Below are 17,170 nucleotides of genomic sequence, written 5' to 3' on the forward strand. Positions count from 1 at the left end.
GTAATCCGGACAGGCCATCCAGAATCCGCCGTTCGGCTGACGGCAAGCCGAGGTCGTCGCGCGAGACTTTCGGGATGCAACAGGGCTCCGGCTTTCTCACCCCTCGTCAGCGTCGCCTCGCCTGGCTCGGCTTCCTGCTCGCCGCGCTCCAGGCTCCGGTCTCCGCCAGGTTCGCCTCGGACGACTCGTGGCTGTTCAGCCTCTGCGTCGCGCTCATGGTGGCGACCGTGATCATCGCCGACGACGCCAGCCGGCGCCGGCCGGCCGACGCGCCGACCGTCGACTAGCCGCCGCTGCCGGGGCGGGCCTCGTGCCCCGGCCGGCCCCGGGTCCGCCGCCGCTCCTTCATCTCCGCCTCGTACAGGTGGCGGCGTCCGCCGACCAGCTCGTCCCGGGCGTCGCGGTCCAGTTCGCGGAAGACCGCGTGGTAGTTGTCGTCGAAGTCCTCGACGATCTGGAAGGTCCAGCGCCCGGCGATCACGTTGCGCCCGAGCAGCTCGGTGGAGATCCGTTCCGCGATCGCGTCGTGGCCCGCGGACCGGAACAGCTCGACCGCGTCGTCGAGCATCAGGTCGGCGTGCCCGATCAGCTGGTGCAGGGAGTACAGGTGCCCACGGGCCCGCTCGACCGTCTCCAGCGCCTCGCTCAGCTTGCCCAGCGCGGCCACCGTCTCGTCGCTCACCCCGTCGGGGCGGCGGTGTCGCTGGTCCGGGCCGTCCTCGTGCTGTCCCATCCGTCCCTCCACGGTGCCGGCTACGCCCGATCGCGCGCCGTACTCCTTCTGCCCCGGGTACGCCGGGTCAATCCCCGCGGGGGAGGCCCGCCGACCGGAAGAGGGACCGGTACCGGCCGAGCGGCCGAGGCCGCCGGGCCCACCGGTGACTAGCCTCGGGTCCCATGCGTGTGCCGTACTCCCAGGTCGCGACCCGGACCGCCGCCGCCTCGGCGCGGACCGCCCTCGCCCTGCTCTCCGCCTCGGTCGGGGCCGACGGCCTCGCCGCGGCAGCCAACCGCCCGGGCCTGCTCGCGCTGGTCGACCAGCACGCCGCCGCGATCCGCGACAGCCTGGACGGCGACCGTCGCCCGCTGACCCCGGCCGCCCTCGCCGGGTACGCCGAGGGCGTGCGCGCGGCGGCCGTGGAGCACGGCTGGACCCCTCCGGTCGGGTCGCCCGACTGGACGGAGCCGGACTGGCTGCTCACCCGCCTGCTGGCGGTCTGCGCCCTGGCCCGCACGCTCGACCCCCGGCACCTCGAAGCGGCGTAGCCGCCGCCCCCGGGAGGGCGCCCGCGTCCGCGCGGACACCCTCCCCCGGTACGTCCCCTCAGCTGCCCGGACGGCGGAACTGCTGGGTCTGCTCGCCAGCGGCGCCGGCCATCGGCCGGACCTCCTCGACGGGCGCCTTGGCGCGCGCCCGCTCGCCGGCCCGGTCGGCCATCTGGCGGTCGACGTCGCCCCGCCCGGCGTTCTGCGCCCGACGGTGCTCCTGGATCGCCCGCGACTCCTCGGCCAGGCGGTCCAGCCAGCCGTCCAGGCGCTTCTGCATCGGCCGCACCAGACCACCACCGACGCCGACGATCAGGATGCCGGCGACCGTGGCCAGGACGGCGACCAGCACCGGCGTGGTCACCGCGGTGGCGATGCCCACCTGGTTGAGCGCGGCGATGACGCCGAGCCCCAGGATGAAGACGGCGACCACGTCGGCCAGGATCCTGCCGTACGGGAGCCCGCCCAGCGCGCCGGTGACCAGATCGCGGACCGCGTTGGCGATGGCGGCCGCGATGACCACGATGATGATCGCCACGAAGGCACGGGGCAGCCACGCCACCACGCCGCGGATCAGGTCACTGATCGCGTTGGGACCCCACACCCCGAAGGCGAACTGCAGGGTGAACAGCAGGACCGCGTAGTACGCGAGCTTCGCCAGGATGTCGCTGGCGTCGTACTTGGTGCGTTCCAGCGCCCGTTTGACGCCGCCCCGTTCGACCGCCTTGTCGAAGCCCACCCGTTCCAGCACCGCGTCCACGATCTTGAGGACCGCTCGGGCGATGAGCCAACCCACCACGAGGATGGCGATGAACGCGATGGCCCTCGGGATGAAGAGCAGCACTGACCGCCACGTGTCGGTCAGGGCGTCACCGATGTCGGCCTGCCCGGCCGCGAGGGTTTTCGTCATGATGTCCCTCCTGTCCTATGGACTGCGCCGCCCGCTTACCCCCTCGCCCCCGCAGCACGCCGCGAAGGCGACCCCCAATTTCCCGACACGACCGGGTAAAGCGCCCTTGAGCTGCCCTAACGTCCCACCGGACGGGCCTGCGGGGGCATGATCGGACCTCCTCGGCGGCCGTTGGCTAGGCTGCGGACATGCCAGGCACGGTCGGGCGGGTTCCCACGCCACCAGCCGCCACCCCGGAACCCAGCGCGGTCTCCCAGGTGGCGGCCGCTGTGCTCGCCCACCCGTGGGTGGACACCTCGCTCGGGGCGCCGCAGGAGTGGGACCCCTCGGTCCGCGCCCTGGTGGACGTGCTCCTCGCCACGCCGGTGCCGATGGCGCTCTACCACGGCGACGAGTTCGTGATGCTCTACAACCAGGGCTACTCCGAGCTGATCGGCGACCGGCACCCCGCCGCCCTCGGCCGTCCCGCCCCCGAGGTCTTCGCCGACGTCTGGCACCACCCGGGCGTCGGCGACGTCATCGAGCGCGCGTACCGGCACGGCGAGTCCTACCTGCAGAAGGAGTCGGTGCTGCCGTTCGAGCAGCACCTGGGGGCGGCCGGGGACCATCCGGTGTTCACCCGTGGCCACTCGCCGGTGCGCGACAGCACCGGCCGGATCGTCGGCGTGCTCACCGTCGCCGCGCAGACCACCCAGCTGACCCAGCAGCTGCAGAGCCTCAGCGACTTCGCCGCGGCCCTGTCCGGCACGCTCACCCTGGACGACGTGGCCCGGGTCACCCTGCGGTACGCGCTGCACGCCTTCGACGCCGACCGGGTCAGCTTCGCCGTGGACGACGGCCCGGCCTGGCGGCTCGTCCGTCGCCTGCGGGGCGAGCTGCTGGACGAGGCCGACGAGCGGCTCCCGCCGCTGTGGCGGCCCACCCCGGCCGACTCCCCGGCGCCGGTGGTGACGACCGCCCGCAGCGGGGTGCCCTTCTTCGCCGGTGACGGCCAGCCGCTGCGGAACAGCGCGGTGGACCGGCACGACCAGAAGATCCGCGCGCTGGCCGCGCTGCCGCTGCGCTCGGCGGTGATCCGGGGCGGGTTGGCCGTCGGCCACCAGGCGCCGCACGGCTGGACCGCGGCGGAGCGCGCCCTGCTGGCCGCCTCGGCGGAGCTGGTCGGCCAGGCGGCCGAGCGGGCCCGGCGGTTCGAGACCCAGCACGGCACCGCCCAGCTGTTGCAGCGCAGCATGCTGCCGGAGCGGCTGCCGGCCCTGCCCCGGCTGCGCATCGCCGCCCGCTACGACCCGGGAGTCGACGGCAACGCCGCCGGCGGCGACTTCTACGACGCGTTCCTGCTGCCCACCGGCGGACTGGGCGTGGTGCTCGGCGATGTCGCCGGGCACGACGTGCAGGCCGCCGCCCGGATGGGACAGGTCCGCGCGGCGCTGCGCGCCCTCGCGCTGGCCGACTCGCGCCCCGACGCCGTGCTGACCGGGCTGGACCGGCTGGTGGCCAGCCTGGGCACCGAGACGGGGACGCAGGAGCTCTTCGTGACCGTGGTCTTCGGGGTGGTCGACGCCGACCGGGGTGAGGCCACCCTGGCCAGCGCCGGGCACCCGCCGCCGCTGATCCGTCACGGCCGTCCCGACGGCACGGCCACCGCCGGGTACGTCGACGTGCCCACGGGCGCGCCGCTGGGCCTGGGCTGCCGGCCACGGACCGTCACGGTGCCCTTCGCGCCGGGGGACACCCTGCTGCTGTACAGCGACGGGGTGGTGGAGCGCCGCTGGCAGGACCTCTCCGCCGGGTTGGACGGGCTCGCCGAGGCGGTCGCCGGGGCGGCCAGCGGGGACCCGCGAGCGCTCTGCGCAGTCGCCACCGGTGCGGTCGCCGGCGCCACCGAGGACGACGTGGCGGTGCTGGCGGTCGAGCACGCGCTGAAGCCGAGCCGCTCGGCCAGTATGGAGATGCCGGCCGAGCCGACCGCGCCGAGCCGGGTGCGGCACTGGCTGACCGCGCAGCTCACCGAGTGGCGGGTGCCGGAGGCGGTGATCGGCGCGGCGGTGCTCTGCACCAGCGAGCTGACCACCAACGCGCTGCTGCACGCCGGCACCGCGGCCCGGGTGGAGATCGACCTGAGCGCGGAGCGGCTGCTGGTCTCGGTGGCCGACTCGGGCACCCGGGGGACAGTGACCCGTGCCCAGACCGACACGCTGAGCAGCCGGGGCCGGGGGCTCGGGCTGATCGAGCAGCTCAGCGACGCGTGGGGCACCGACCCGACGGTGCGCGGTTCGACGGTCTGGTTCGAGATCCTGGTGCCGAACGGGTGAGCCGGGGGGTCAGCGCGCCCCGATCCGGGTAGGAGATCCCCCATGAGCGGCGAGATTCCCACCGGTGTCCTCTTCGACGTCGACGGCACCCTGGTCGACACCACCTACCTGCACACGGTCAGTTGGTGGGAGGCGCTACGCCAGGCCGACCACCCGGTGCCGATGGCGCTGATCCACCGGTCCATCGGGATGGGGTCGGACAAGCTCCTCGACCACCTGCTCGGCCCGGAGCGGGATCGGGGCGGGGACAGCAAGCTCCGCGACGCCCACGACAGCCTCTTCGCCGAGTACTGGGAGCGGCTCACGCCGCTGCCCGGCGCCGCCGACCTGCTGCGGGCCTGCGCGGCCCGGGGGCTGCGGGTGGTCCTGGCCACCTCCGCCGCCGAGCACGAGGTGACCGCACTGCGGGCCGCCCTGGACGCGGACGACGTGATCGACACGGTCACCTCGTCCGCCGACGCCGAGGAGAGCAAGCCGGCACCGGACATCCTCGTCGCCGCCCTGGAGCAGTCCGGCCTGGACCCCCGGCGGGTGGTCTTCGTCGGCGACTCGGTCTGGGACGTCGCCGCCGCCGGCAAGCTCGACATCCCCTGCGTGGGGCTGACCTGCGGCGGCACCAGCCGGGGCGAGCTGGCCGGGGCGGGCGCGGTCGCCGTGTACGACGACCCGGCAGCCCTGCTCGCCGCGCTGGCCGACTCCCCGCTCGCCGCTCCGCGCCCGGCGTCAGGGCAGAACAAGCCGGACAGCGAGGCTTAGGCCCCCGGAGCACGGGGCACAGTTCCCCATCTCGCCCCGGTTCGTGGGCGAGATGGGAGAGGTGGTGCCGTGGAGCCGGTCGATGTCGCGTTCGCCCTGGTGGGTGTGGGGGCCCTGCTGGCCGGGATCCTCCCCCGCATGCTGGAGCGCCGCCCGCTGTCCATGCCGATCGCGTTCCTCGGCCTCGGGATGCTGGTCTTCCTGCTGCCCATCGGGCTGCCGTCGCCGGATCCGCTGGCCCACCGGGAGCTCACCACCCACCTCACCGAGATCGGCGTGATCGTCGCCCTGATGGGTGCCGGCCTCAAGATCGACCGCCCGCTGAGCTGGAGGCGCTGGTCGTCCACCTGGCGGCTGCTGGCGATCACCATGCCGCTGTGCATCGCGGCGGTGGCGCTGCTGGGCTGGTGGTGGGCGGGCCTGGTACCGGCCGCCGCGCTGCTGCTGGGCGCGGCGCTCGCCCCGACCGACCCGGTGCTCGCCGCCGACGTGCAGGTGGGCGAGCCGACCGACGCGGAGGACTCCGAGGACGAGGTGCGGTTCGCACTGACCTCCGAGGCGGGCCTGAACGACGGGTTGGCGTTCCCGTTCGTCTACGCCGCCATCGCGATCGCCGGCACCAGCCTCGCCCCGGCGCAGTGGTTCGCCGACTGGTTCGCCATCGACGTGCTGTGGAAGATCGCGGCAGGCGTCGGCGGGGGCCTGCTGGTCGGCTGGCTGCTCGGCAAGCTCTTCTTCCGCGCCCCCAGCGACCTGCGGCTGGCCCGGCACGCCGAGGGTTTCCTCGCGCTGGCCGCGACCTTCCTGGCGTACGGGCTGGTCGAGGTGATCGGCGGGTACGGCTTCCTGGCCGTCTTCGTCGCCGCGCGGGCGATCCGGGCCGCGGAGCGGACCCACGAGTTCCACTCGGTGCTGCACGACTTCGCCGAGCAGATCGAGCGCCTGCTGACCGTGATGCTGCTGCTGCTCTTCGGCGGCGCGGTGATCGGCGGCCTGCTGGCCCCGCTGACCTGGCGGGCGGCGGCGGTCGGGCTGGCGTTGGTCTTCGTGCTCCGGCCGCTGTTCGGCTGGCTGTCGCTGCGGGGCGCGCCCGGCCGGCCGGCGGAGCACTGGGTGATCTCGGCGTTCGGCATCCGTGGCGTGGGCTCGTTCTACTACCTGGCGTACGCCACCACCGCGACGGACTTCCCGCAGGCGGAGCTGCTCTGGGCCACCGTCGGCCTGGTGGTGGTCGTCTCGGTGGTGGTGCACGGGGTCGCCGCCACCCCGGTCATGCAGCTGCTGGACCGGGCGGGCGAGCGCACCTCCGACCCCTCAGAGCGGGAAGGCGCCCGGGGCGAACCCGCGCTCGGTGGCGCCCGCGGCTGACCGGGGCGCGGGTATCGACACCGGCGGCAGCGCCAGGTGGACCCGGACGGTGGTGGTCCCGCCGGCGCTGCCGACGTCGACCAGGTCGCAGAGCTGGTGCACCAGCAGCAGCCCCCGGCCGCGCTCGGCGGTGGCCGCTTCGGGGATCCGGCCGGCGAGCGGATCGGCCGGCCCACCGGCCGCGCTGACCTCGCAGGCCAGCGCGCCGGCGGTCAGCCACCACCGGGCGGTCGCCGGCCCGCCGGCGTGGCTGATCGCGTTGGTGGCCAGCTCGGTGACCACGATCCGCAGGTCGTCGGTGCGGTCGGCGGGCAGCCCGGCGGCGTGGGCGTCGGCCGCGACGGCCGCCCGCAGCGCGCCGAGCCCGGCCGCCGTGACCGGCATGGTGGCGGCGTGGCCGGGTGGCGGCGACAGCGGGGCGGCGCACCCGGCGAGCACCTGCTCCGGGGGCTGGTAGTCGACGCTCGGACCGGTTCCCGCGCCGCCGCGTACGACGGGGTGGGTGCGGCGCGCGTCGGCGAGGGCCTCGGCCGGCAGGCGGTCCCGGTCGAAGAGGCAGAGCACGGTGAGCGGGTACGACCCCAGCGCCAGATTGATCATGGCCTCGTGCTCGACGCAGTGCCGGTACGTCGCGGCGGGCCGGCCGGGCCAGAGCGACTCCCCCACGATCCACGACCGCCGGCCGGAATGCCGGTGCACGAAGTCGCGCAGCACCGCCGGGATGATCGCCGCCGGGTTACGCCCGAGGGCACTCATGTCGGCCAGGGTGACCCCGTCGGCGGCGCCGAGCGTGGGGCCGACCCGGGCCAGCCGGTCGGCGGGCACCGCGACCAGCACCGGCTCACCCGCGGCCCGCCCCTGCGCCACGAAACCGGTGATCGCGTCGAGGTAGCCGCGGTCGTCGTCGTAGAACAACGCGTCGTGCCGCAGGCCGTCAGGAACGGTCATGCCGTCCTGCGCCCCCGTCCGGCAGCTTCCACTCGCGCACCTCCCCGCAGGGAACGGTACGCCCCGCCCGCGCCGGCCGGCACGCGGACCGGCAGCGGTCAACCACCCACCGTGAGCAACCGCTCGGCCAGGGCCCGGCCGAGGTCCCGCCCGGACCGCCACGCGCTCTGCACCCGGGGCTTGCCGAACGCGTCCCCGGCCAGCCCGATCCCCTCGTCGTCGAGGTGGTACGTCCCGACCCCGCCGGCCGTCGGCTTGGCGTACGTCCACCGGTGCACGTGCACCAGCTCGGCCGGCTCGGGCAGGCCGAGCAGGTCGCGGACCGCCTGCTCGACGGGCGGGCCGGCCGCGCCGGGCTGGGTCAGGTGCCCGGCGGCGAACTCCGGCGTGGTGTGCGCGACCAGCACCGGGGCGTCGTCCCCCCGGCGGTCGCCGTCGTCGCAGACCAGCGCGAGCACGGGGTGGTCGTTGACGAAGGCTCCCCGGAAGTCCGCCCACCGGCGGCTCGGGAAGCGCAGCACCGTGGCGAGCGAGGGCGACCAGCGCTGCTCCCCGACGGCCCGGGTGGCCGCGGTGAGCGCCGGGTCGAGCAGCGGCGCCGCCTGCGGACCGGGCACGCAGAGCGCCACCGCCGCGCACGACCGACCGTCCACCACCGGACCCGGTCGCACCGACGTGACCGGCCGGTCGACCGTGACGGGCAGATCCCGGGCCAGCTCCTCGACCAGGGAGCGCAGGCCGCGCGGGGCGGCCCAGCGTCGCGGCCCGGACACCTCCCGGTGACCGTCGGCGCCGTACGCGAGGAAGGTGTCGGTCCACTCCCGGACCAGCCCGGCGGCGCGCCACCCCTCGACGACCTCGGTGAAGTCGGGGTCGTCGGCGGTGAGGTACGCCGCGCCCGTGTCGGTGGGGCGCCCGTCGAACCGTCTGCTGGCCAGCCGCCCGCCGGGCACCCGGCCGCGCTCGCGGACCTCCACCGGGACGCCGGCCCGCACCAGCTCGCCGGCGCAGGCCACCCCGGCGATGCCGGCTCCCACCACGATCACACCCGAGTCCACCCGGTGATCGTATGTGCCGGGATCGACGTCGGCATGAAGGACGAACTTCGGGGGTAGTGGTACACCTGTTCGAGGAAAGGGTGACCATCATGACGGACCGCAACAGCCAGCAGCCCGATCCGCGCGGCGCGATCAAGGACCCGGACGAGTGGGTCACCGGCGCCGAGCCGCCGACCGCCGCGCAGGAGTCGTACCTGCACACGCTGGCCCGGGAGGCCGGCGAGGAGGTGCCGGACGACCTGACCAAGGCCGAGGCGTCCCGCCGGATCGACGAGCTCCAGGAGGAGACCGGCCGGGGCCGGTAGGCCTCAGCGCGGGGGCAGGCGGTGCAGTTCGACCTCGTCGAGCCGCCCCGCCGCCACCCGCGCGGTGAGGTAGGTGGCGTACGGCTGGGCCCGCCGGTCGGTGGGCGAACCCGGGTTGAGCAGCCGCAGCCCGTTCGGGGCGACGGTGTCCCACGGGATGTGCGAGTGGCCGAAGACGAGCAGGTCGCAATCCGGGAAGCGGGCGGCGCAGCGCTCCTCCCGCCGGGTCTTCGGGCCGGTCTCGTGCACCATCGCCACCCGCAGGCCGGCCAGCTCGACCCGGGCCACCTCGGGCAGGCGGGCCCGCAGTTCGGGGCCGTCGTTGTTGCCGTACACCCCGATCGACCGGCGCGCGCGGGCCTCGATCGCGTCCAGCAGCGCCACGTCCACCCAGTCCCCCGCGTGCAGCACCACGTCGGCGGCGTCGATCGCCGCCCACAGCGGCGCCGGCAGGTCCCTGGCCCGCTTCGGGACGTGGGTGTCGGCCGTGATCACCAGACGCATGCCCTCATTCTCGGGCAACCCGACCCGGACCGCAGGGGCCCCCGGCACCGGAATCCCGATGCCGGGGGCCTCGGCTGCCCGGTGGTCAGGGCAGGGTCCAGCGCTGCGCGCCGCTGCCGTTGCAGTCGTAGAGCTGCAACTGGTTGCCGTCGGCGGCGTTCGAGCCGGGGATGTCCAGGCAGCGCCCGGACTGCGGGTTCTTCAGGCTCCCGTCGGGTTGGGCGGCCCACTGCTGGGCGCCGGTGCCGTTGCAGTCGTACAGCTGGATCGGGGTGCCGTTGGTGGTGCCGCTGCTCTTGGCGTCCAGGCACTTGCCGAGCCCGCGGACCGTCCCGTCGCCGGGCAGCGTCCAGCGCTGGGCGCCGGTGCCGTTGCAGGTCCAGATCTGCACCCTGGTGCCGTTGGCGGTGTTGCTGGAGGCGATGTCGACGCACTTGCCGAGGCCCTTGATCTCACCGGTGCGTGCCCCGGTGCCGACCCCGGGGCCGGTGAAGGTGTAGCTGTCCACGTCGAGCAGCGCTCCGCTGCCGCCGGTGAAGACCAGGTACAGGTCGTGGGTGCCGTCGTCGGGCCGGGACACCGTCGCGCTGATCTCGGTGTAGTTGTCCCAGCCACCGGTGTTCGGCACCGCGATCCGGGCGACCTCCGGGCCGGTGGGCGAGTCGTACCGGAAGGAGACGGTGCCGCCCGGTCCGCCGGAGGAGACCCGGGCCTTGACCCCGGTGATGCCCTTCAGGCTGACCGCGTGGTGTCGGACGTTCTCACCGTTCTGGATGTCGCCGAGCCGCTTGCCGCCCTCGGCGGCGGACTGGTCGATCACCTTCGGCCCGTTGAGCGTGACGTGGTGCTCGGCCTGCCACTGCTTGGGGTAGAGGCTGATCTCCTTCTCCCCGGTCAGCGCCACCGAGCCGGTCGCGCCCTTGTCGGTGTAGCTGCCCCGCAGGACGAAGAAGAGCACCGAGTCCGGGCCGGCGTGCACCGGGCCGGTGTTGAAGGTGGCCCCGCAGCCGGTCCCCTGCCCCTCCTCGTGGGCGTGCTCCTGGTGCCCGAGCGCGGCCCGGACCACCACCGCCGAGCAGGCCGGGGTGCCGTCCTGCGGGTCGCTGGCCGAGGCGGAGACCGTCAGGTCCTGGCCCCAGTCGAAGAGGCCGCCGGCCGGCAGCCCGCTCAGGGTGACCGTCGGCCGGTTGTTGCCGACCACGATCGGCACCGTGGTGGTGCCGCTGCGTCCGGTGCCGTCGCTGACCGTCAGCCGGGCGTTGAAGCTGCCGTTGGAGGGGTACGTGAACGAGGGGTTGGCCGCCGTCGAGTCGACGCTGCCGTTGTCGGTGAAGTCCCAGGCGTACGTCAGCGGGTTGCCGTCGGGGTCGGAGCTGCCGGCGCTGGAGAAGGTGACGGCCAGCGGCGCGAGCCCGTTGTCCTTGTCCACCGTGGCCTTGGCCACCGGCGACCGGCCGCCCTGCACGTAGTTGATCTTGTAGAGCCCGGCGTCGGCGGCGCCGGAGAACCAGCCGCTGCCGTACTCCAGCAGGTAGAGCGAGCCGTCCGGGCCGAACTCCGCGTCGATCGGGTGCACGAAGGACATCCCCGACAACACCGGCTCGATCACGGTCGGCGCGCCGGTGGCCGGATTGCCGTTGTCGAACTGGACCTCCTTGATCCAGTTACGGCAGTACTCGGTGATCAGCCACTTGTTGTCGTAGTACGCCGGCCACTTGACCTCGGAGTTCAGGTTCGGGTCGTAGTGGTAGACCTCGGTGTGGGCCGGCGAGCCGCAGCCGCCCGGGTTGTCCAGCGCCGGCCAGTCCTCGCTGCCGCCGTGCTGCTCCCAGACCAGCGCCGGCTTGGTCGGCGGGAGCTGGTTCAGGCCGGTGTTGCGGGGCGAGTCGTTGACCGGGCCGGTCGAGCCGCCACAGGGGAACCAGCCGCGTGGCGCGTTGGCGGCGAAATCCCAGTCGTTGTAGGCCACGTTCGGCCCACCGCAGTACGGCCAGCCGTAGTTGCCGGGGCCGGTGGCCCGGTTGAACTCGTCGTACGCGGCCGGGCCCCGGTTGGCGACGTCGGCGCCGGCGTCGGGGCCGACCTCGCCCCAGTAGAGGGTGTTGCCGGCCTTGCGGTCGACCCAGATCCGGTACGGGTTGCGTACCCCCATCACGTAGATCTCGGGCCGGGTCTTCGCGGTGCCGACGGCGAAGAGGTTGCCCGACGGGATGGTGTAGCTGCCGTCGTTCTCCGGGTGGATCCGGTTGATCTTTCCGCGCAGGTCGTTGGTGTTGCCGGAGGTGCGCTGCGCGTCGTACTGCGGGTTGCGGCTGGTCCGTTCGTCGATCGGCGCCATACCGGCGGAGTCGCCGCCGGAGTTGGTGTTGTCGCCGACGGCGAAGTAGAGGTTGCCGGCGGAGTCCCAGCTCATGGAGCCGGCGGAGTGGCAGCAGAGGTCCCGCTCGGTGGGCCACTCGATGAGCATGTCCTCGCTGGCCGGGTCCAGCACCAGCGTGCTGGCGTTGAAGGTGAACCGGGAGATCCGGTTGACCAACGGGGTGACCTTGGGTGAGTAGAACAGGTACACCCAGCGGTTGGTGGCGAAGCCGGGGTGCAGGGTGATGCCGATCAGGCCGTCCTCGTACCGGGCGTCGAGGGCGAGGGTGAGCGCCACGGTGGTGGACTTCGTCGCCGGGTTGTAGAGGCGGACCTGACCGCCACCGTTGCTGGTGCCCCGGTTGATGTAGAGGACCTTGCCGTCGGGCAGCACGGCGAGTTCGATCGGCTCGCCCATGGTGAGCCCGCCGTCGAGGGCGACCTTCTCGAAGCCGCTGGTCGCCGGGGGCGCGAGCGCCGCGGCGGCCCGACCGGCGACCGGCGCCACCGCCGCCTGGTCGGCGGGATGGCCACCGGGGTGGCCGGGGTGGGCGAGAGCGGCGGGGGGCCGGATGGCGACGGTGGTCAGGAGCGTGAGCAGGGCGGTGACGACGAGGAGTCGTCGGCGGGTGCGTGGCACGGGTCCTCCAGGGGGTGAGGCGACTCGTTGCCCCTCCCGCCGACAGGGGCACGCGTTGCGAAGACATTAACGTCTTTCACTCCCGTTGAACAGAAGTCCGCACACTGGTGACGAAAGTTGCCAACGACCCGTGGAAAGTCCCGGCCACGACGCCGCCCGGCTCCCCGCGAACCGCGGGGAGCCGGGCCGCCGGGCGCAACGCCCGGCTCAGGCGCCCTGACCCTGGTTCTGCATCAGGCCACCGTCCATGAAGTACGTCGAGCCGGTCACGTAGTCGGCGTCGTCGCTGGCCAGGAAGACCGCCAGCTTCGCGATCTCGACCGGCTCGGCGGCCCGCTTCCACGGGATGCTCTGCACCTGCTCCTCCAGGTACGCCGGGTCGTCGATGGCCCGCTGGTTGAACGGGGTGAGCACCATCCCGGGCCCGATGTTGTTGACGTTCATGCGCATCGGGGCCACCTCCAGGGCGAGGCTGTTGGCGAACTCCAGCATGCCCCCCTTGCTGGTGTCGTAGTCCGCGCCGCCGGCCCGCGCGACCTCCTGGTGGATCGAGGTGATGTTGATGATCCTCCCGCGTCCACCCTGGTCGCGACGGTGCCGCACGAACCGCCGGGAGCAGAAGAACGTGCCGTAGAGGTTGGTCCGGATCGCCCGGTCCCAGATCTCGGTGTCCAGGTCGGCGACCGGGATGCCGGCGGCGTCCACACCCGCGTTGTTCATCAGGATGTCCAGCGTGCCGAACGCGCCGAGGGCCTCGTCGAACATCGCCTCCACCTGGTGCTCGACGCTGATGTCGCCCTGCACCACCACGGCCCGCCGGCCGGCGCGCTCCACCTCGGCCTTCGTGTGGTTCGCCCCGGCGTGGTCGTGCAGGTAGTGCACCACCACGTCGGCGCCCTCCCGGCCGAACTCGATAGCGGTGGCCTGCCCGATCCCCGAGTCCGAGCCGGTGATCAGGGCGGTCTTGCCCTCCAGGCGTCCGGTCATCAGCGTGCTCCCTCCGTGAATCCCGTGCCGACCGGCACGGGCTGTCGGTCGCCGGCCGGCCGCACCCGCTCGGCGGCGTCGGTGATCCGGCCGGCGGTAGTGATCAGGCCGATGTGCGAGAAGGCCTGCGGGAAGTTGCCCAGTTGCTCCCCGGTGGCCTGGTCGATCTGCTCGGCGTAGAGCCCGAGGTCGTTGCTCCGGGCGGCGAGCTGCTCGAAGAGCTGGTCGGCCCGATCCAGCTCGCCGGCCTCGGCCAGGCAGGCCGCCAACCAGAACGAACAGATGACGAAGCCCGCCGGGTCCTCGTCCCACCGGCGCAGCAGGCCGTCGTGGGAGAGCTCGCGCTCGACCACCCGGATGGTGGAGCGCATCCGCGGATCGTCGGCGGGCAGGAAGCCCACCAGCGGCATCTGGAGCACCGAGGCGTCGAGCTGGTCGGAGTCGAAGGCCCCGGTGTACGCCCCGAGCCGCTCGTTCCAGCCCCGGCTCAGCACCGCCGCCCGGACCTCGTCCCGGGCCTTCGCCCAGCGGGCGATCTCGGCCTGGTCGCCGATCCGCGGGCCGAAGCGCACCGCCCGGTCCAGCGCCGTCCAGCACTGCACCTTGGACGAGACGTAGTGCCGCTCGACGTCCCGGGCCTCCCACATCCCGGCGTCGGGCCGGCGCCAGTCCAGCACCGCCTTCTCGGCCAGGGCGTGCAGCAGGTGCCGGACGTCCGGCGTCATCGGATCCAGGTAGTGCCGCATCAGCCAGGCCGCGTCGAGGATCTCACCGAGCACGTCGTTCTGCCGCTGCTTCCAGGCGTCGTTGCCGACGAGGACCGGCCGGCTGCCGGCGTAGCCGGCGAGGTGTTCGAGGGCGTGTTCGGTGAGGTCCCGCTCGCCCTCGACGCCGTACATGATCGGCACCGGGGCGTCGCCGATCCGGCCCATCGCCCGCGACACCCAGGTGAACTGCCGGTTCGCCTCGTCGGGACAGGCGGCCAGCCAGAGCGCCTGGAGGGTGAGGCTGAAGTCGCGGACCCAGACGAAGCGGTAGTCGTAGTTGCGGTCGCCGCCCAGCAGCTCCGGCAGCGAGGTGGTCGCCGCCGCGACGACCGCCCCGCTGGGCTGGTACGTCATGCCCTGCACCACCATCGCGCTGCGCCGCACCTGCTCCCGGTAGCGGCCCCGGTAGTCGTGCAGGTTGGCCCAGGAGCGCCAACCGGCGACCGCGTCGGCGACCACCTGGTCGGCGTCGGGCAGCGCCGGCTCCCGGTCCTCGTAGGCGTGGGCGAATCCGAGGGTGAAGCGGTAGGTGTCGCCGGCCCGCACGGTGACCCGGCCGGTGGCGTCGCCGTCCCCGCACGCCAACGGCACCTCGGAGCGCAGACTGAGCCGGCAGGCCCCGGCGTTCGCCTCGATCACCCCGCCGGTCTCCACCAGGTAGGCGGTGACCAGGCCGTACGCGAAGCGGGGTCGGTACTCCACCCGGATGGGCACCTCACCGGAGAGACCCTCGACCACCCGGCCGAGCACCCCGGGCGAGCGCCGTCCGATGTCGTGCCCCCGCGCGCCGGGCTCCAACGCCAGCGCGTCGGTGACCGCCACCGACCCGCGCGCGCAGGTGAAGACGGTCCGCAGCACCAGCGTGTCCTCCAGGTAGGACCGTTCGGTGGTGAAGTCCCCCTCGGGCCGGATCGACCAGTGACCCGCCCGGTCGTCGAGCAGCCGCCCGAAGATCGAGGGATTGTCGAACCGGGCCGGACACCACCAGTTGACCGAGCCGTGCCGGTCCACCAGCACGGCGCTGCGTCCGTCCGCGAGGAAGCCGTGATCGCTGATCCGTCCGCTCTCCACGCGAGTGGCTACCCGGGCCGGCGTGGTGGCATTCCTCGCCGACGGCGGCGTTACCGCGCGCACTGGGCGGGAACCCGGACCGTTGACGAAGGAGGACGCTATGAGCAGACCCTCGACCCCGACCGCCGGCTGGCGACCCGGGATGCCGGGCGGCGAGAACCTCCCGTCCGGTCCGGCCGGCCGGCCGGCGACGCCCGGCGGGGACGGGCACGGTCCCGAGACCGGCCCGCCCACCGTGACGATCGGCTCGTACCCGGATTATCCGTCCGCACAGCGGGTGGTGGACTACCTGGCGGACAACCGGTTCCCGGTGGAGCACACCGCGATCGTGGGCACCAACCTGACTCTGGTGGAGACGGTGCTCGGCCGGCTCACCACGGGACGGGCCGCCCTGCTCGGCGCGGGCACCGGCGCCTGGTTCGGCCTCTTCATCGGCCTGCTGTTCGGCATCTTCACCGTCGGCAACTGGGTCGCGGTGATCCTGGTCGGCCTGGTCATCGGCGCGATCTGGGGTGCGGTCTTCGGCGCGGTGGCGCACGCCATGTCCGGTGGCCAGCGCGACTTCACCTCGGCGAGCTCCCTGCGCGCCGGCCAGTACGCGGTCATCGTGGACGCGGACCTGGCCGACCAGGCGCGGCAACTGCTCGGTCGGATGCACCTGACCCCGACCGGCGCGACCGCCCGCTGAGCCACCGGCGGACGCCCCGGCGCGGTACGCGCCGGGGCGTCACCCCGTGTCGACGCCCGGTCAGTGCCGGTACGTCAGCTCTCCGGCGCGCAGCGGGACCTCCACCCGGTTCTCCGGCGGGGCGAGCGGGCAGGCCCACCGGTCGTCGTACGCGCAGCTGGGGTTGTAGAGGTAGTTGGCGTCGAGGCGTACCCGCCGGTCGGGCAGCACGGTCAGGCCCCGGCCGAAGCTGCCCTTGACCGTGTCGGTCAGGTACCGGCCCCCGCCGTAGCTCTCCGCCCCGCAGGTGCCGTCGCGCAGCGGCACGAAGAGCCCGCCCCCGTACGCCTCGATCCACCAGAGGGTGAGCGGGCCCCACGGGGTCTCCGCGACCGCGACCCGCCGGTAGTCGACCACGCCGTCGGGCCCACCGGTGTCGATGCTCATCGTGCCGGAGGCGGGCCGCAGCGGCGCCTCCACGACGGCGTCCGGGTTCGGCGGGAACCAGCCCAGCCCGGTGAAGGCGGCCCGGTCCGCCGCCGGCAGGGGGCTCTGCGGATGCCGGGCGAACAGCTCGTCGCGGGCCGCCCGGAAGCCGCCGAGGTCCAGGTCGGAGAGGTAGAGCCGGGCCACGCGCTCACGCCAGTCGAGCAGTTCGAGGTCGTCCACCCTCCGACCCTAATCCCGTGCACGCCTCAGCCGTCGGTGACCAACCGGGCGTGCAGGTGCTCGTCGTAGCGTCGACCGTCGCCGTAGCGGTACGACTCGCGCAGCGTCCCCTCGACGGGATACCCGGCCCGAACGGCGACCCGACAGGACGCCGGGTTGGCGACGGCGTGGCAGAGCTCGATCCGGTGCAGCGCGAGCCGGCCGAACGCGAAGGCGGTCAGCGCGGTGACGGCGGTGGAGGCCACGCCCCTCCCCCGGGCCGCGGGAACCGTCCAGTAGCCGATCGAGGCGTCCCCGTCGTGGATCCGGTTCAGCGAGACCGAGCCCAGCAGGTCGTCGTCGGGCCCGACCACGGCCAGGCTGACGTGATCGCCGGCGGAGGTGTCGGCGCGACGCCGGAGCCACTCCCGGGCCCCGTCCAGGTCGGCGGCGCTCGGCGACGGGTTCCACTGGGCCACGGCCGGGTCCCGCAGGGCGGCGAGGACGGCCGGGGCGTCCTCCTGCCGCCAGGGGCGCAACCGCAGGCCGGGGGCGGTGATCTCGATGTCTCCCACGAGGGGGCAGTGTGGCACCGCCGGTCG

17 protein-coding genes are annotated in these 17,170 nt (G+C 73.8%); 7 read left to right on the forward strand and 10 right to left on the reverse strand.

Features of this window, described 5'->3' with window-relative positions:
- Nucleotides 1-74: 74 nt before the first annotated feature.
- Entirely contained in the window at nt 75-287 is a 213-nt protein-coding gene (locus tag V6U79_RS14325) for a hypothetical protein (protein ID WP_334528204.1), read from the forward strand.
- Here the strand turns inward: V6U79_RS14325 and V6U79_RS14330 are convergent.
- Complete coding sequence (locus V6U79_RS14330; RefSeq protein ID WP_334528206.1) at nt 284-733, reverse strand: hypothetical protein; 450 nt, start codon at nt 731-733, stop codon at nt 284-286. The two genes, V6U79_RS14325 and V6U79_RS14330, sit on opposite strands and share 4 nt — an antisense overlap.
- Before the next feature lie 164 nt (nt 734-897).
- On the opposite strand from V6U79_RS14330, the gene V6U79_RS14335 reads away from it, so the two are divergent.
- Nucleotides 898-1,266 carry a DUF6401 family natural product biosynthesis protein gene (locus tag V6U79_RS14335; RefSeq protein WP_334528208.1) on the forward strand — a complete coding sequence of 123 codons (369 nt, stop codon included), beginning with the start codon at nt 898-900 and terminating at the stop codon, nt 1,264-1,266.
- 58 nt (nt 1,267-1,324) lie between these two features.
- Here V6U79_RS14335 and V6U79_RS14340 read toward each other — a convergent pair whose 3' ends face one another.
- Nucleotides 1,325-2,176, reverse strand: coding sequence for a mechanosensitive ion channel family protein (locus V6U79_RS14340; RefSeq protein WP_334528210.1), 852 nt, complete (start codon nt 2,174-2,176; stop codon nt 1,325-1,327).
- 188 nt (nt 2,177-2,364) lie between these two features.
- Between V6U79_RS14340 and V6U79_RS14345 the strand changes: the two genes are divergently transcribed.
- The 3 genes from V6U79_RS14345 (at nt 2,365) to V6U79_RS14355 (ending at nt 6,615) form a co-directional block, all read left to right on the forward strand.
- Nucleotides 2,365-4,491: an ATP-binding SpoIIE family protein phosphatase gene (locus tag V6U79_RS14345; protein WP_334614911.1), complete on the forward strand. Its 2,127-nt coding sequence runs from the start codon at nt 2,365-2,367 to the stop codon at nt 4,489-4,491.
- A 42-nt stretch (nt 4,492-4,533) separates the two neighbouring features.
- Complete coding sequence (locus tag V6U79_RS14350) at nt 4,534-5,247, forward strand: HAD family hydrolase (RefSeq protein ID WP_334614912.1); 714 nt, start codon at nt 4,534-4,536, stop codon at nt 5,245-5,247.
- A 69-nt stretch (nt 5,248-5,316) separates the two neighbouring features.
- On the forward strand, nt 5,317-6,615 hold the full coding sequence (locus V6U79_RS14355) for a cation:proton antiporter (RefSeq protein WP_334614913.1): 1,299 nt from the start codon (nt 5,317-5,319) through the stop codon (nt 6,613-6,615).
- Here the strand turns inward: V6U79_RS14355 and V6U79_RS14360 are convergent.
- Both V6U79_RS14360 and V6U79_RS14365 read right to left on the reverse strand, forming a co-directional pair.
- The gene (locus V6U79_RS14360) at nt 6,562-7,563 is read right to left on the reverse strand and encodes an anti-sigma factor RsbA family regulatory protein (RefSeq protein ID WP_334614914.1); all 1,002 of its coding nucleotides are present in this window, start codon (nt 7,561-7,563) and stop codon (nt 6,562-6,564) included. The two genes, V6U79_RS14355 and V6U79_RS14360, sit on opposite strands and share 54 nt — an antisense overlap.
- 98 nt (nt 7,564-7,661) lie before the next feature.
- Nucleotides 7,662-8,609 (reverse strand): NAD(P)/FAD-dependent oxidoreductase, encoded by a 948-nt coding sequence (locus V6U79_RS14365; RefSeq protein WP_334614996.1) that lies wholly within the window; start codon nt 8,607-8,609, stop codon nt 7,662-7,664.
- Between the two features lie 101 nt (nt 8,610-8,710).
- On the opposite strand from V6U79_RS14365, the gene V6U79_RS14370 reads away from it, so the two are divergent.
- Nucleotides 8,711-8,926 carry a DUF3072 domain-containing protein gene (locus V6U79_RS14370; protein ID WP_334528221.1) on the forward strand — a complete coding sequence of 72 codons (216 nt, stop codon included), beginning with the start codon at nt 8,711-8,713 and terminating at the stop codon, nt 8,924-8,926.
- A 3-nt stretch (nt 8,927-8,929) separates the two neighbouring features.
- On the opposite strand, the gene V6U79_RS14375 is transcribed toward V6U79_RS14370, so the two are convergent.
- From V6U79_RS14375 to V6U79_RS14390, 4 genes are all read right to left on the reverse strand, one after another.
- Nucleotides 8,930-9,430, reverse strand: a complete 501-nt coding sequence (locus V6U79_RS14375; protein WP_334528224.1) for a metallophosphoesterase family protein — start codon at nt 9,428-9,430, stop codon at nt 8,930-8,932.
- Nucleotides 9,431-9,515: 85 nt separating this feature from the next.
- Nucleotides 9,516-12,428 (reverse strand): ricin-type beta-trefoil lectin domain protein, encoded by a 2,913-nt coding sequence (locus V6U79_RS14380; protein WP_334614915.1) that lies wholly within the window; start codon nt 12,426-12,428, stop codon nt 9,516-9,518.
- Between the two features lie 207 nt (nt 12,429-12,635).
- Nucleotides 12,636-13,415: an SDR family oxidoreductase gene (locus tag V6U79_RS14385; RefSeq protein ID WP_334614916.1), complete on the reverse strand. Its 780-nt coding sequence runs from the start codon at nt 13,413-13,415 to the stop codon at nt 12,636-12,638.
- Complete coding sequence (locus V6U79_RS14390) at nt 13,415-15,253, reverse strand: glycoside hydrolase family 15 protein (protein ID WP_334614917.1); 1,839 nt, start codon at nt 15,251-15,253, stop codon at nt 13,415-13,417. The genes V6U79_RS14385 and V6U79_RS14390 overlap by 1 nt, the downstream gene beginning before the upstream one ends.
- 100 nt (nt 15,254-15,353) lie before the next feature.
- On the opposite strand from V6U79_RS14390, the gene V6U79_RS14395 reads away from it, so the two are divergent.
- Nucleotides 15,354-15,941: a general stress protein gene (locus V6U79_RS14395; protein WP_334528235.1), complete on the forward strand. Its 588-nt coding sequence runs from the start codon at nt 15,354-15,356 to the stop codon at nt 15,939-15,941.
- Between the two features lie 60 nt (nt 15,942-16,001).
- Here V6U79_RS14395 and V6U79_RS14400 read toward each other — a convergent pair whose 3' ends face one another.
- Nucleotides 16,002-16,589, reverse strand: coding sequence for a DUF1684 domain-containing protein (locus tag V6U79_RS14400; protein ID WP_334528238.1), 588 nt, complete (start codon nt 16,587-16,589; stop codon nt 16,002-16,004).
- Nucleotides 16,590-16,615: 26 nt separating this feature from the next.
- Complete coding sequence (locus tag V6U79_RS14405) at nt 16,616-17,143, reverse strand: GNAT family N-acetyltransferase (protein WP_334528241.1); 528 nt, start codon at nt 17,141-17,143, stop codon at nt 16,616-16,618.
- Nucleotides 17,144-17,170 lie beyond the last annotated feature (27 nt).

The sequence above is a fragment of the Micromonospora psammae genome (assembly GCF_036902725.1).
Lineage (GTDB): Bacteria > Actinomycetota > Actinomycetes > Mycobacteriales > Micromonosporaceae > Micromonospora.

What these genes read in the sequence shown, in the direction of transcription:
- V6U79_RS14325 (WP_334528204.1), top strand. Translation starts at nt 75, where the DNA reads ATGCAACAGGGCTCCGGCTTTCTCACCCCTCGTCAGCGTCGCCTCGCC.
- V6U79_RS14330 (WP_334528206.1), bottom strand. Translation starts at nt 733, where the DNA reads ATGGGACAGCACGAGGACGGCCCGGACCAGCGACACCGCCGCCCCGAC.
- V6U79_RS14335 (WP_334528208.1), top strand. Translation starts at nt 898, where the DNA reads ATGCGTGTGCCGTACTCCCAGGTCGCGACCCGGACCGCCGCCGCCTCG.
- V6U79_RS14340 (WP_334528210.1), bottom strand. Translation starts at nt 2,176, where the DNA reads ATGACGAAAACCCTCGCGGCCGGGCAGGCCGACATCGGTGACGCCCTG.
- V6U79_RS14345 (WP_334614911.1), top strand. Translation starts at nt 2,365, where the DNA reads ATGCCAGGCACGGTCGGGCGGGTTCCCACGCCACCAGCCGCCACCCCG.
- V6U79_RS14350 (WP_334614912.1), top strand. Translation starts at nt 4,534, where the DNA reads ATGAGCGGCGAGATTCCCACCGGTGTCCTCTTCGACGTCGACGGCACC.
- V6U79_RS14360 (WP_334614914.1), bottom strand. Translation starts at nt 7,563, where the DNA reads ATGACCGTTCCTGACGGCCTGCGGCACGACGCGTTGTTCTACGACGAC.
- V6U79_RS14370 (WP_334528221.1), top strand. Translation starts at nt 8,711, where the DNA reads ATGACGGACCGCAACAGCCAGCAGCCCGATCCGCGCGGCGCGATCAAG.
- V6U79_RS14375 (WP_334528224.1), bottom strand. Translation starts at nt 9,430, where the DNA reads ATGCGTCTGGTGATCACGGCCGACACCCACGTCCCGAAGCGGGCCAGG.
- V6U79_RS14385 (WP_334614916.1), bottom strand. Translation starts at nt 13,415, where the DNA reads ATGACCGGACGCCTGGAGGGCAAGACCGCCCTGATCACCGGCTCGGAC.
- V6U79_RS14395 (WP_334528235.1), top strand. Translation starts at nt 15,354, where the DNA reads ATGAGCAGACCCTCGACCCCGACCGCCGGCTGGCGACCCGGGATGCCG.